The following is a 13,778-nucleotide window of genomic DNA, read 5'->3' on the forward strand; positions in this document are numbered from 1 at the left end:
GGCCCCGCAGCCGGGCGGCAAGCGGCCCGCCGGCGGCGCCGCAAGCGCAGCAAGGCCGGCCGCCTCGGCCGCCTCGGCCGGCGCGGCAGACGCGGCTGGAGCAGCCAAAGCGGCCGCAGCCGTCTGAGAAGCAGACGGACAGCCGGCCGGCTGCTGGCCGTGAGATCCAAGCGCCGCCGCCTGAAGAAGCCGTCTCCCGGAAGGAAAAGGGCGGCGCCCGCCCCTGCAAGACGGGCCGGTTAATCCGGCCCGTCAATTGAGAAGCAAAGGAGTCAGTCTATGAAAATCATGACCATTCTCGGCACCCGTCCCGAAATTATCCGGCTCAGCCTGATCATCCCGCTCCTCGACCGGTTAGCCGGCAAACATGTACTGGTTCATACGGGGCAGAATTTTACGGCCTCGCTCAGCGATATTTTCTTCTCCGAGCTTGGCCTCCGCCGTCCGGACTACATCCTCCAGGACCGCCAGGCCTCGCTTGGAGAACAGCTGGCCGCCATGTTCGCCGGCATCGAGCGGATCTTCCTTCAGGAGCAGCCCGATAAGGTGCTGCTGCTGGGCGATACCAACAGCGCCCTCTGCGCCATTCTCGCCGAACGGATGGGAATTCCGGTTATCCATATGGAGGCGGGAAACCGCTGCTTTGACCTGCGGGTGCCGGAGGAGAAGAACCGGAAGGTAATCGACGCCATCTCGACCATTAATATGCCGTATACCGGGCAGAGCAGGCAGCATCTGCTGCGCGAGGGGATTCCCGCCTCCAGGATCGTCCTGACCGGCAATCCTATTTACGAAGTGATGCAGCACTATGACCCGCAAATCCAGCAGAGCCAAATCCTGACTAAGCTTGGCCTTTCTCCAGCTGATTATTTCCTTGTCACCACCCACCGGGCCGAGAACGTAGACCATGCCGGACACCTCCGCGAAATTATGGAGGGGCTTAACCGGGTCGCCGAACAATATCAGCTCCGGCTGATCTGCAGCCTCCATCCCCGCACTCGTTCCAGGCTCGGTCCGGCTTACCTGCAGCAGATGCACCCTCTGGTGGAATTTCATGAACCCTTCGGCTTCTTTGATTTCGTGAAGCTGGAGCGCCATGCCAAATGTGTCTTGACGGACAGCGGTACTGTCCAGGAGGAGTGCTGCATTATGCGCGTGCCTACGGTGACGCTGCGGGAGACCACGGAGCGTCCCGAGACGGTGGACTGCGGCAGCAATATCGTGACAGGCCTGGACGCCAAATCTATTGCGGACGCTGTACGCGTCATGACGGAATGTGATACCGGATGGGAAATCCCGGAGGGTTACCTCAGCGGGCATGTGGCTCAGAAGGTGGTCAAATTTTTGCTTGGAGGGAGAAAGCATGTTTAATAATCAAGTCATCCTGATCACAGGCGGCACCGGCTCCTGGGGTCATGAACTGGTGAAGCAGCTGCTGCCGCAGAATCCGAAGGAGATCATCATCTACTCCCGCAACGAGTCCTCGCAAGTGGCCATGAGCCGGATTTTTGAGGATGACCGCCTTACTTTTAAAATCGGAGACATCCGCGACAAGGAAGCGTTAACCGCCGCTTGCCGGAACGTGGACTACGTGTATCATCTGGCAGCGCTCAAGCATGTGCCGATCTGCGAGGATCAGCCTTATGAGGCTTTAAAGACCAATGTGGTCGGGACACAGAATGTGATTGAAGCCAGCATCGAGAACAAAGTGAAGAAAGTGGTCTACATTTCTACGGATAAAGCTGCCAACCCTTCGAACTTTTACGGAATGACGAAGGCTATTGGCGAAAAATTAATCCTTTATGCCAATCTGCTGCCCTCCAGCACCCGATTTGTCTGTGTGCGCGGCGGGAACGTCCTGGGGACGAACGGGAGCGTCGTTCATTTGTTTATGGATCAGATCAGGGATAAAGGCCAGGTACGGATAACGGATATGCAGATGACGAGATTTTTCCTGACGCTTCCCGATGCAATTTCGCTGCTCTTTAAGGCTTCGGCTGCAAGCATGGGCGGGGAGACCTTTGTCATGATGATGCCGACCTGCAAGATTGTCGATCTGGCGGAGGTTCTTATAGAGGCTTCTGGCCGGAGTGATGTGGAGGTTGTTGAAACCGGCATCCGGCCGGGAGAGAAAATTCATGAGATCCTGATCAGCGATTATGAAAGCCAGTCCACCGTTGTGTATGACGAAGAGTATTTGGTCATCCTGCCCACTCTGTCTATTCCCGGCTTGAAAGAGCATTACCGGAATTACCCCAAACTGACGGCCAGCAGCTTCAGCTCTGACAAGAATTTGATGAATAAGGCAGAGATCCGGAAAATCCTCGAGCGCGGAGGTTTTCTCCCATGAAGCTTCTGATCTTAGGCGGGAACGGAATGGCCGGGCATATGCTGGTTCAATATTTCAAGACCCGGCAGGCCCGCGAGGTTTTGTACACGACAAGAGATGCCCGGGACAAGGAAGGGATACTCGCCGATTTTCATCAGCCGGGCACGGTGGAACAATTGATCGGGCAGGTCCGCCCGGATGTCATAATTAATGCGGTCGGAATTCTGAATCAGTATGCGGAGCAGGATGCCGCGGGCGCTTATGAAATAAACGGCTTCCTCCCCCACAAAATCCGGCTGGCCGCGGATGCGGTGCAGGCCCGGCTGATTCATATCAGCACGGATTGTGTTTTTCTGGGGAGCCGCGGCGGTTATACAGAGAACGACCTTCCGGACGGCACCTCGTATTACGCAGTGACCAAAGCGCTCGGCGAGATTAAGCAGGGGCCTCATTTAACGATCCGCACCTCCATCATAGGGCCGGAAATCCGCGAGAACGGCATCGGGCTGCTGAGCTGGTTCTTGAAGCAAAAATCCGGCGTACCCGGCTATACCCGGGTATTCTGGAACGGCGTGACGACGCTTCAGCTGGCCAAAGCAATCGACGGGCTGCTGGATAAACCCCTGCACGGTTTGATGCACCTCGCCCATCCGGAGAGGATCAGCAAATATGAGCTGCTGCAGCTGTTCAGGGACATTTGGGAGCGCAACGATATTCAGATCATCCCCACAGATACCCCCGAGCTGGACAGGACGCTTGTCTCCACAAGGCCGGAGGCGGAGGTCATTCTTCCAGACTTTCCAGACTATACCGCGATGCTCAGGGAACTGCATGACTGGATGAAAGGTTATGAGTAAAGGAATCCTCCTGATCACTGGAGCCGGCGGCTTCACCGGTATTCATGCCTGCAGGCATTTCGCAGGACAGGGATATACGGTGATCGGAGCTGTCCGGCGCATGGACACGTTAATAAGGGTGCCGAATGTCGATTACTTTGTTTGCGATATGAGTGATGAGCAGGCTGTATGGAGCTTGGTGGACAGCACCGCTCCCGATTACGTCCTGCATCTGGCCGGGAATAATTCGGTCCCCGAATCCTGGGAGCATCCGTTCCGATATATGAAAAGCAATCTCTTCTCCGCCTTGACGCTGCTTGAAGCGCTGCGCGGCCGGAGCGCGAAGCTTCTAATCGTCAACTCCAGACTCGGCTCGCTCCTCTCTCCGCATTCTTCCCCTAATCATCCTTACGGACTCAGCAAATCGTTAAGTGCAGCAGCGTCATTAGGCTGGGCCGGATTATTCAATCAGCCTGTTGTGCTTGCCGAGCCGGGCAACCTGATCGGCCCCGGTCCTTCTACCGGATTCTGCTCGCTGCTGGCCCGCCATATCGTCGCCCTTGAGCAGCAGCAGGCCCCAGGGGAGTTCCGGCTGTCCTCAGGCCTGGAACGCCGGGATTTCCTCGATGTCCGGGATGCCGTCAAGGCCTACGAGCTTCTGCTGATGAACGGGGAACAAGGCGGGGTATACCCGGTATGCTCCGGGATTGAGCGCACTCTGCAGGAGACTGCCGATGAATACCAGACGATGACGGCAGTTCCCCTAAAGCTGGGGAGCGGGAACGGGCCAACGCCGGCCCATTCCCTAACTAATTTTCCAAGCCATTCTCCAAGCAATTTCCCGAAAAATTCTCCGGCCGAGACCCCGCTCCTCCAGCCTGCGGAATTATTCCGGATGGGCTGGACCCCGGCGGTGCCCTGGAGGCAGTCCCTCCTGGATACGCTCGGCTATTACCGGGGAGGGGGCCGTTTGATTATTGAACAGCAACCAGACACCTGACAGTAGGGGATGATGAGATGAAGGTGTTATGTACAGGAGGCTGCGGATTCATAGGTTCACATATTACCGATCTGCTCATTGCAACGGGATACGAGGTGGTCGTCATTGACAATCTGTCTGCCGGGCACAGGTCGAACCTGAATCCTCAGGCCAAATTATACGAGGCCGACATTACGTCGGCTGCAGCGGTGGCAGAAGTCTTTGAACGGGAGCAGCCGGAAGTGGTGATTCACCATGCAGCCCAGGTGGATGTCGGCTCCTCCATGAACGATCCTTATCATGATGCTCTGACCAATATTATTGGCAGTGTTAATCTGCTGCAAAGCTCCGTGCAAAACGGGGTCCGAAAAATCATCTATGCCTCGTCCTGCGCCGTATACGGACTGATGAAGGACGAACCGATCAGCGAAGCCGCCCCGGTCCAGCCCTTGTCCTTCTATGGCCTCTCCAAATTCATCCCGGAGCAGTATATTCAAATGTACCACCGGCAATACGGACTTGGCTTTACGATCCTGAGATACGCCAACGTCTATGGACCGAGACAGTCCCTGCACGGGGAAGGCGGCGTCATCTCTATTTTTGCCAGAAAAGCCGCTAACGGGGAAGCACCGGTCATCTATGGCGACGGCCATCAAACCCGCGACTTCGTCTTTGTCAAAGATGTGGCCCGGGCGAATCTTCTGTCCATCGAACGTGGAGATCAGGAGGTGCTTAACATCGGGACAAACGTCAAGACCAGCTTGAATGACCTGGCGGGGCTGATCTCGGCCCAATCTCCCGGACTGAAGCCTCCTTTATATTTGGAAGCAAAGGCAGGGGACATCCGCTTCAGCCGGCTTGACGCGTCAAAGGCCGGACGGCTTCTGGGGTGGAGCCCGCTGTATGACCTGCGCACAGGTCTTGGGGAGACCCTCGAATTCTATGGACTTTTACAAGAAAAAGGGGACTGCTAGCAGGCTCCATAAGTAGCTGTACCTGTCAATCCATGCTCCGCCACATATACTATTATGAAGTATTTTCTAATTCATCATAGGAAGGAGCATATGCATGAAGGTAGTTATTCTTGCAGGCGGATACGGCACGAGATTAAGCGAAGAAACCCGCGATAAACCGAAGCCTATGGTCCGCATAGGAGAAGCGCCGATTCTTTGGCATATTATGAAAATATACAGCCAATACGGATTTAATGAGTTTGTCTTTTGCCTGGGATACAAATCCGAGGTGATTAAGGAATTTTTCGCTGATTATGCGCTCAGTAAGTCGGACGTCACCTATGATTTCACGAACGGGGCCGTGCAGTTTCATTCAAGCCGGACCGAGCCGTGGAAGGTGACTTTGGTCGACACCGGGGAAGGGTCCATGACAGGTGGAAGGGTGAAGCGGATTCAGCCTTTTATCGGGGATGAGCCGTTTATGCTGACTTACGGGGACGGGCTGAGCGATGTAAATATCCCGGATCTGCTAAAATTCCACCAAAGCCACGGCAGAACCGCTACCTTGAGCGCAGTCCAGCCGTCCGGGAGATTCGGGGCACTGGACCTCGGAGCGAATGACCGGGTAGAGAAATTTAATGAGAAGCTCAAGGGCGACGGCAAATGGGTCAACGGAGGATTTTTTGTCCTGAATCCAGAGGTTTTTGACCTGCTGGAGGGAGACAGCACGATCTTTGAGCAGGAGCCGTTGTCCTCGCTTGCCAGCGCAGGCCAGCTGTACGCTTACCGGCATTCCGGATTCTGGTATGCGATGGATACGCTGCGGGATAAGGAGTATCTGGAGAGTCTGTGGCGGTCAGGCCAGGCCCCGTGGAAGTTATGGTAACGAGGGTACCAGCTGAGGGAGAGGCAGTGGAGGGAGCTTCTCTAAATCCGCTTGTGAGCATCTTAATCCCGACCTATAACCGGCCTGAATATCTGGAGGAGGCGCTGCAGAGCGCCCTCGCCCAAACCTACGAGAACATCGAAATCCTCATCTGTGATAACAGCGAAGACGGCCGCACGCAGCTGATGGTTGACTACTACCAGACCGTGCTCGGCCCTTCCAGGATCAAATATATTAAGAACGATACCAATATCGGACCGGCGGCAAACCAGCTCAAATGCTGCACATTAGCCAGCGGGGAGTACATTAACTATCTTATGGATGATGACCTGCTTCACCCGGAGAAGATCAAGCGGATGGCGCATTATTTGAACACGAGAAGTGAGGTCAGCCTGGTCACCTCGCGGAAAAAGATTATCGACTCGGACGGAAAGCTCGTCCGCCTGTCTCCACGCAAAATCCCTTTTGCCGTCCCTGACGGAGAGGCGGCTTTCATTAAAGGGCAAAGTGCCATAGAGGCGCTTCTCCAAACGAGACACAATTACATCGGGGAGCCTACGACCGTCCTGTTTCGAAAGAGCTCCCTGCAGGAGCCCTTCGGCAGCTTCTGCGGAAGCAGGGCGCTGAATAATGTGGATGTCGCGACCTGGCTGTCGCTGTTAGCCAGCGGCGATATGGTGTATATCGGCGAGCCGTTAAGCTCCTTCCGGAAGCACCCGAACCAGATCTCCAAGAGCACGCTCTCGAAGATGGCCGAACTATGCGACTGGATTGATCACACCGTGCAGGCCAGGAAGAGAGGCCTGTTCCAGGACGAGGCAAGATGGCGGAAGACGCTGCTTCGCCTCTCCCGCGAAGCGGCCGAGTATTTTCCCAAATGGAACAAGAAGACCAACTACATGTTTAACGAGGAACTGATGTCAAGGGCAAAGCTGCTGGCCGGCTTCTGCAGGGAGGAGAAAGAGCTCCAGGAGGCGTTTGACAGTCTGAACCGGCTTCACAGCCGGCGGGTAGGGCCGAGGTGAGAGGCGTGATTTGAACACGAACCCGCGTCAGGCAGCTGCGCGTTTTGTGAGGTAATGATATGTGGATTGATGAGCCGGCTGGCAGAGCCGGCTTTCTGCTGCGATAGGGTTCTGGAAGTGTAATGTAAACTGGTGATAAAATAGCGGGAAAGCTTATGACAAAGGCGGACATCGAATGGAAAAGATCAAGGGAAAGTTCACTCTCGTCTTGCAAGAGGAAGAGCAGCGTTCTATTCAAGCTGATGTTAAAGCAAATCCTGAACTGAAGGGCATAGTTGGACATAGTAGAAGAGAATTCAAGTTTGGGAAAGCTATGAGCACATCGGAGCTATTGGAATCCTTATTTCTAGAGGACTTTCGATAATGACCCGTGTAGTTTTATGGTCTTCGGCTCGGCAGTAAGATATAAGCTCTCCCGGTTTCATTCACCAATCCCATCCTAGGCAAAGCATACACAGAGGAAAGCGGCACTTATGTTGGACAAGATGTACCTGCAAGGGATGTCACCTGTATCTGATGAGGGTCTTAAAAAGATAAACCAATTCGAAGCGGAATCGATTGCAGTTGGTTTATTTTTTTGTCGTTTCGTATCCTTAACGTCATATAGTTCGATACTAAGGAGAAGATTAAAAAGATTTAGAATATTTGATCTTTATCGGAACAATTGGTCTGATAAAAGTGATAGAAAGCTACCAGCTCGGCTTGGAACATGGTGGGAAAGAGTGCCTGCAGCGAAGTCATGAGATCACGAATTAAGAACTCACTGTTCTTTGTACGATGTAGAAAGTGTATCTGGTCTACTTAGTTGGACAGATAAAAATAAGAGTTTGTAGAATAAACCTATTATGCTAGGAGAGATAAAAATTCAGAGTCGTGTTTGTGCATGAATATGATTTCAAGGTATCTGCTCTTGTCCGCTAGCTTCAGCAATTCAAGAGTACAGGCTCCTTTAAGGAAGAGGACAATCGCTCGTCCAAAGAAAATAAACTCATTGCTATTCGGTTCAACAAATATCAGATTCACGGAACACAGGTATATATGACACCTGTTCATACCGTCAAGAAGACCTATAAAAATTGTCTGATATTCTCTTGACAATCCGAAAGAAGCTATATAGTAAAATAGTTCTGTCCTTCAATGAGAATGAGATAGTTAGTAGAAGACTGATATGAAGAGGAGTATCGCTAAAGACATGCTTGGTGCAATCATCGGTGATATTGTTGGCTCTCGGTTTGAGTGGAACAATATAAAAACGAAAGAATTTGAGTTTCTAACTTATAGTTGCGAATTCACAGACGATAGCGTCATGAGTCTGGCCATTGCAAAAGCAATACTTGATTGCAACGGAAATTATCTTAATCTAGGGGATTTTGCTGTAAAGTCCATGCAAGAAATTGGTCGCCCCTATCCGAACTGTGGTTACGGAGGCATGTTCAGAGAATGGATATACTCCGATAATCCAATGCCTTACAACAGTTTTGGTAACGGAGCAGCGATGCGCGTATCTGCCTGCGGCTTTGCGGGGAAGACAATAGAAGAAGTAAAGTGGCTTTCAAGGAAAGTTACGGAAGTTACCCACAACCACCCTGAAGGAATTAAGGGTGCTGAAGCAACAGCCGTTTGTATCTTTCTTGCCCACGAAGGAAAGAGCATGCTTGAGATTCGTGATTATGTGAACGAATATTACTATCCGATGAATTTTACTCTAGATGGAATTCGGGATAGCTATACATTTAATGAAACCTGTCAAAATACGGTGCCGCAAGCCATTATGGCCTTTTTTGAATCGACATCATTTGAGGATGCGATTCGCAATGCGATTTCCATCGGGGGAGACAGCGACACACTTGCGGCGATTACAGGTTGTATTGCGGAAGCCTATTACGGTATTCCCACGGAAATGCGGAAGCATGCTTTAACGTTCCTTGATGAGCGACTGCTAAAAATATTGATCGATTTTGAAAATGTCTTTCCACCTACACTGGAGAAGAAAATAGAAGATAAAGTTGTGAAGGTCAAGGGGCGAAAACGGAAAATTTCAGGTGAAAACCGATCGGAAGTGATTCAAATGTCCATGTTTGCTGCAGAAGAAGATTTAGAAGAATCTTATGCTACGCATGAGGAGACGACGAGTGAGCAACTGTTCCGTCATCTTTTTGGTGCATGTAATATCCTGCGCGGACCAATTAATCAAGATGAGTATAAGAGCTACGTCACACCCATCTTGTTTTTTAAACGGTTGTCTGATGTATACGATGAGGAAACGGTTAAAGCTTTAGAAGAGTCTGGCGGCGATGAGGAGTATGCTGCTTTTCCGGAAAACCACCGCTTCATCATTCCGGAAGGCTGTCATTGGAATGATGTAAGGAATGCTCATGAAAATATTGGGAAATCCATTGTAATAGCGATGTCAGGCATCGAGCGGGCCAACCCGGATACGCTTTTCGGCGTGTTCTCCAGCTTTGACGATGCGAATTGGACTGATAAAGGAAAGCTATCTGATGAACGGCTTAAAGACCTGGTAGAGCATATGTCTAAAATCAAAGTTGGCAATGAAAACTATTCCGCCGACGTGATGGGTGATGCTTACGAGTATTTGATTAAAAAGTTTGCCGACCTATCGAAAAAGAATGCAGGCGAGTTTTATACGCCTCGCACCATTGTCAAATTAATGGTGATGCTTCTAGCTCCTAAAGCAGGAGAAACGGTGTATGACCCCGCATGCGGAACAGGCGGAATGCTCATTGAAGCGATCCGTTATATGAATGATGACAAACAGACGTATGGTAAAATATACGGGCAGGAGAAGAATCTTGCAAACTCGGCAATTGCTAGAATGAACCTGTTCCTGCATGGTGCCCGCGATTTTAATATATCGCAAGGTGACACACTTCGAAATCCGAATTTTCTGTATCGAGGCGAGCTTCAAACGTTTGACTGTGTAATCGCTAATCCGCCATTTTCTTTGAAAAACTGGGGAGCGGAACAATTTTCAAGCGATATCTATGGGCGTAACCTTTGGGGAAGTCCGACGGATTCGAATGCAGATTTTGCTTGGCTGCAGCATATGGTTAAGTCCATGGATAGGAACAATGGTAGACTTGCTGTGGTACTTCCACAAGGTGTTCTCTTTAGAGGCGGCAAAGAGGGCGAAATTCGCAAGCAGATGATCGAATCGGACAAGCTTGAATATGTGATTGCACTAACGGGCGGTATTTTTTACTCTACAGGTGTTTCTGCATGCATCCTCGTGTTAAACAACAACAAACCGAATCATCATAGGGGCAACGTCTGTCTTGTGGATGCTTCGAACATCTATACAGCTCAACGGGCACAAAATATAATGACCGATCAAAACATCGAAGAAGTATACAAGTTCTGCTCGGACTATACGCATGCTATCGACAAAGTGACGATTGCATCTCTTGATGACTTGCGAGGGAAGAACTACACGCTTTCGGTAAGTGCGTATATTGAAAAATCAGCACAGGAAACGGTTTCCCCTGCTGAAGTGCGCAAACATTTCTTCGCAGCGCTCGAAGACGTTCGTGTCGCCGAGGAAAAATTGAAGGCACTGCTTGTGGAAGGAGGGTACCTCAATGAATAAAAGAATTACGCTCGATGAACTTAAAAGCTACCTTTGGAACTCAGCAGTTCTTCTTCGTACCCATATTGATGCCGGATCGTACAAGCAGTACATCTTTCCGCTCTTGTTCTTCAAGCGGATCAGCGACGTCTACGATGAGGAATGCGCTGCCGTTTTGGAGGAGTACGGAGATGAAGAAGCATTGGAATTTCCGGAAAACCATCGTTTTGTAGTCCCAAAAGGTTATCACTGGAGAGACGTCAGAAGCGTTGCTGATAATGTTGGTGTGGCGATTGTTAATGCTTTTCGAGCCATTGAACGGGCAAACGCCGAGCAGCTTCAAGGGGTATTTGGTGACGGAGCCTGGACGAACAAAAATCGTCTTCCAGACGAACTGTTAAAGAATCTGATCGAGCATTTTTCTACATTGACGCTATCTATAGCCAATTGTCCTGAGGATGAGCTTGGACAAGGTTACGAGTATCTTATCCGAAAGTTTGCGGATGACAGTGGCCATACGGCGCAGGAGTTTTACACGAATCGTACGGTTGTGCATCTCATGACAGAAATGCTCAAACCAGAGTCTGGTGAATCGATTTACGACCCTACCAGCGGCAGTGCGGGAATGTTAATCTCAGCCATTGCTTACCTCAAAGCACAAGGGAAAGAATGGCGAAACGTGAAAATTTACGGACAAGAGATCAATGCGCTGACTTCGGCGATTGCCCGGATGAATTTGTTCTTGCACGGTGTGAAAGACTTCCAAATCGTAAATGATGATACGCTTACGAACCCTGCATTTATCGAGAACAATCGTTTGAAGACATTTGATATCGTAGTGGCCAATCCACCTTACTCCATTAGCCAGTGGAACCGCGAGGCATTTGCTGCAGATAAATACGGTCGGAACTTTCTTGGAACACCGCCGCAGGGACGTGCTGATTATGCTTTTTTCCAGCATATCCTTAAAAGTTTAGATCCGGACACAGGACGATGCGCGATCCTCTTTCCACATGGAGTATTGTTCCGTAACGAGGAAAGTGCGCTCCGTGAGAAGCTAATTACCTCTGATTTGGTAGAATGCGTAATCGGGCTTGGGGCTAATTTATTCTATAACTCACCGATGGAAGCATGTATTATTATCTGTCGGACAAGCAAACAACCAAAACGGCGTGGTCAAATCTTGATCATCAATGCAGTAAACGAAGTGACGAGAAAGAACGCCCAAAGCTGGCTTGAGGATGGGCACATCAAAAAAATTGCAGACGCATACGAAAATTATGCAGAAATTGAAGGCTTTTCTAAAGTAATCACCGTTGATGATACTGCAAAGAACGGCTATTCCTTGTCGATTCCGCTTTATGTCCGTGAGGTTGCTAGCGAAGCAGCAATAGACAACCGCTCCGTAACGGAGTGTGCCACTTCATGGGTTGATCGTGTATTTGAAACTCGGTTAGCATTTGAAGAATTGAAATCATTAATTGTAGGTGAGCAGGATGAGAGTTAAGTTAGGTGAAGTCGCGAGGGAAAGCCGCGAGACCTTGCGAGGAAGTAAGCAGGGGCTTCCCGTTGTCGGACTTGAACACATTACGCCAGGTGAATTAACACTTTCAGAATGGGACTTTGACAGTGAAAACACGTTTACCAAAACATTTCGCAAAGGACAGATATTATTTGGACGGCGAAGAGCCTATCTGAAAAAGGCAGCTGTTGCACCTTTTGATGGAATTTGCTCCGGGGATATCACTGTTATAGAAGCGAATAGCGACAACATACTACCGAATCTTTTGCCATTTATTATTCAGAATGATATTTTCTTTGACTATGCCGTTGGAAAGTCGGCAGGTTCACTCTCTCCACGAGTTAAGTGGGAACATCTTAGCGAGTTCGAGTTCACGCTACCTTCGATTGCTGAACAACGTAAACTTGCAGACTTGTTTTCAGCTATGAACGCTACGAAGGCTGCGTATAAAAAGCTCCTTGCCGCAACCGATGAGCTTGTCAAATCGCAATTTATCCAGTGGATTAATTGCATAGTTCAAGCATTCTTCCATCCGAAAGGAGGCTTGCGCTATGCGGTATAAATTTGAGGATATTGCTTTCAATAGTACAGCAAAAAAGAAGCCAACAGAGTCAGATAAGGATACCTATTTAGGGCTTGAACATTTGGATTCTGGTAGTCTAATCGTTAACCGGTTCGGTTCTGAAGTTGCACCGATTGGTGAAAAACTGGTAATGAAAAAAGGAGATGTGCTTTTCGGTAAACGACGCGCCTACCAAAAGAAGGTTGCAATAGCGCCTTTTGATGGAATATTTTCTGCACATGGTATGGTCCTTCGTCCAAAAGAGGCGGTCATAGATAAAGGTTTTTTTCCGTTGTTTATGAGCTCAGATTATTTTCTCGAAGCTGCCATTAAGATCTCTGTAGGGTCCCTATCGCCAACAATAAATTGGCGCGATTTAAAGGAACTGGAGTTCGATCTTCCTTCACTAAGTGAACAACGTCGACTTGCTAAGTTGCTTTGGGCGGTAATAAAGACTAAAAATGCTTATAAAGAGTTATTTAATCAAACGGAACAACTCGTGAAGTCGCAATTTATCGAGATGTTTGGGGACCCGAAAACAAACTCAAGAAGTCTACCAACTACTGAATTTGTAAATGTTGTGAAAATGCAAAGAGGATTTGACTTGCCTGTTCATCAAAGAAATTCAAAAGGAAGCATTCCTATATATGCTTCAAATGGAATAATTGATTATCATATAGAAGCCAAAGTACCTGGGGGAGGTATCATTACAGGACGTTCAGGTACAATTGGAAAAGTATACTATTCGTTGAATGATTATTGGCCGCTGAACACTACACTTTTTTCTCTGGATATTAATGGAAATAACATTATTTATTTAGCATACTTATTGGAATATTTCGACTTAACGAGATTTGCAACAGGTTCGGGGGTCCCCACACTAAATCGAAATTCTTTCCACTCTGAGCAAATAATTGACGTTCCACTTGAAGCTCAAGATACCTTTGCTAATTTCGTCATACAGGCCGACAAATCAAAATTTGAACTCAAACGTACAATGGATGAATTAGAGGCAACATATAAATCTCTTTTGCGGGAACATCTCGGTTAATGGTGATTTCCTCCGATAATAGTAATAAAGAAATTATTGGGAGGAAATC

12 protein-coding genes are annotated in these 13,778 nt (G+C 49.3%); all 12 read left to right on the plus strand.

All coding sequences use genetic code 11. The annotated features are described in order from the left end of the window. The first annotated feature begins 279 nt into the window (after positions 1-279). The 12 genes from wecB (at position 280) to FCN15_RS15600 (ending at position 13,729) form a co-directional block, all read left to right on the plus strand. The gene (gene wecB / locus FCN15_RS15545) at positions 280-1,371 is read left to right on the plus strand and encodes a non-hydrolyzing UDP-N-acetylglucosamine 2-epimerase (RefSeq protein ID WP_138495912.1); all 1,092 of its coding nucleotides are present in this window, start codon (positions 280-282) and stop codon (positions 1,369-1,371) included. Further along, the gene (locus FCN15_RS15550; RefSeq protein WP_138495913.1) at positions 1,364-2,350 is read left to right on the plus strand and encodes a polysaccharide biosynthesis protein; all 987 of its coding nucleotides are present in this window, start codon (positions 1,364-1,366) and stop codon (positions 2,348-2,350) included. Before wecB ends, FCN15_RS15550 begins: the two co-directional genes overlap by 8 nt. Then, positions 2,347-3,186: a dTDP-4-dehydrorhamnose reductase family protein gene (locus FCN15_RS15555; RefSeq protein ID WP_138495914.1), complete on the plus strand. Its 840-nt coding sequence runs from the start codon at positions 2,347-2,349 to the stop codon at positions 3,184-3,186. The genes FCN15_RS15550 and FCN15_RS15555 overlap by 4 nt, the downstream gene beginning before the upstream one ends. After that, the gene (locus FCN15_RS15560) at positions 3,179-4,165 is read left to right on the plus strand and encodes an NAD-dependent epimerase/dehydratase family protein (protein ID WP_138495915.1); all 987 of its coding nucleotides are present in this window, start codon (positions 3,179-3,181) and stop codon (positions 4,163-4,165) included. Before FCN15_RS15555 ends, FCN15_RS15560 begins: the two co-directional genes overlap by 8 nt. A 17-nt stretch (positions 4,166-4,182) precedes the next feature. Next, positions 4,183-5,118, plus strand: a complete 936-nt coding sequence (locus tag FCN15_RS15565; protein ID WP_138495916.1) for an NAD-dependent epimerase/dehydratase family protein — start codon at positions 4,183-4,185, stop codon at positions 5,116-5,118. Positions 5,119-5,212: 94 nt separating this feature from the next. Then, the gene (gene rfbF / locus FCN15_RS15570) at positions 5,213-5,983 is read left to right on the plus strand and encodes a glucose-1-phosphate cytidylyltransferase (RefSeq protein ID WP_138495917.1); all 771 of its coding nucleotides are present in this window, start codon (positions 5,213-5,215) and stop codon (positions 5,981-5,983) included. A 53-nt stretch (positions 5,984-6,036) separates the two neighbouring features. Next, positions 6,037-7,008, plus strand: coding sequence for a glycosyltransferase (locus FCN15_RS15575; RefSeq protein WP_162515379.1), 972 nt, complete (start codon positions 6,037-6,039; stop codon positions 7,006-7,008). A gap of 175 nt (positions 7,009-7,183) precedes the next feature. Further along, positions 7,184-7,372: a hypothetical protein gene (locus tag FCN15_RS15580; RefSeq protein WP_138495919.1), complete on the plus strand. Its 189-nt coding sequence runs from the start codon at positions 7,184-7,186 to the stop codon at positions 7,370-7,372. A gap of 804 nt (positions 7,373-8,176) precedes the next feature. Next, positions 8,177-10,615 (plus strand): N-6 DNA methylase, encoded by a 2,439-nt coding sequence (locus FCN15_RS15585; RefSeq protein WP_238996718.1) that lies wholly within the window; start codon positions 8,177-8,179, stop codon positions 10,613-10,615. After that, the gene (locus FCN15_RS15590) at positions 10,608-12,101 is read left to right on the plus strand and encodes a type I restriction-modification system subunit M (RefSeq protein ID WP_138495921.1); all 1,494 of its coding nucleotides are present in this window, start codon (positions 10,608-10,610) and stop codon (positions 12,099-12,101) included. Before FCN15_RS15585 ends, FCN15_RS15590 begins: the two co-directional genes overlap by 8 nt. Next, the gene (locus FCN15_RS15595) at positions 12,091-12,678 is read left to right on the plus strand and encodes a restriction endonuclease subunit S (RefSeq protein WP_138495922.1); all 588 of its coding nucleotides are present in this window, start codon (positions 12,091-12,093) and stop codon (positions 12,676-12,678) included. The genes FCN15_RS15590 and FCN15_RS15595 overlap by 11 nt, the downstream gene beginning before the upstream one ends. Then, positions 12,668-13,729, plus strand: a complete 1,062-nt coding sequence (locus FCN15_RS15600; RefSeq protein ID WP_138495923.1) for a restriction endonuclease subunit S — start codon at positions 12,668-12,670, stop codon at positions 13,727-13,729. Before FCN15_RS15595 ends, FCN15_RS15600 begins: the two co-directional genes overlap by 11 nt. The last annotated feature ends 49 nt before the right edge of the window (positions 13,730-13,778 follow it).

Origin of the sequence: Paenibacillus pinistramenti, assembly GCF_005869875.1 — a bacterium.
Classification (GTDB): Bacteria; Bacillota; Bacilli; order Paenibacillales; family Paenibacillaceae; genus Fontibacillus; species Fontibacillus pinistramenti.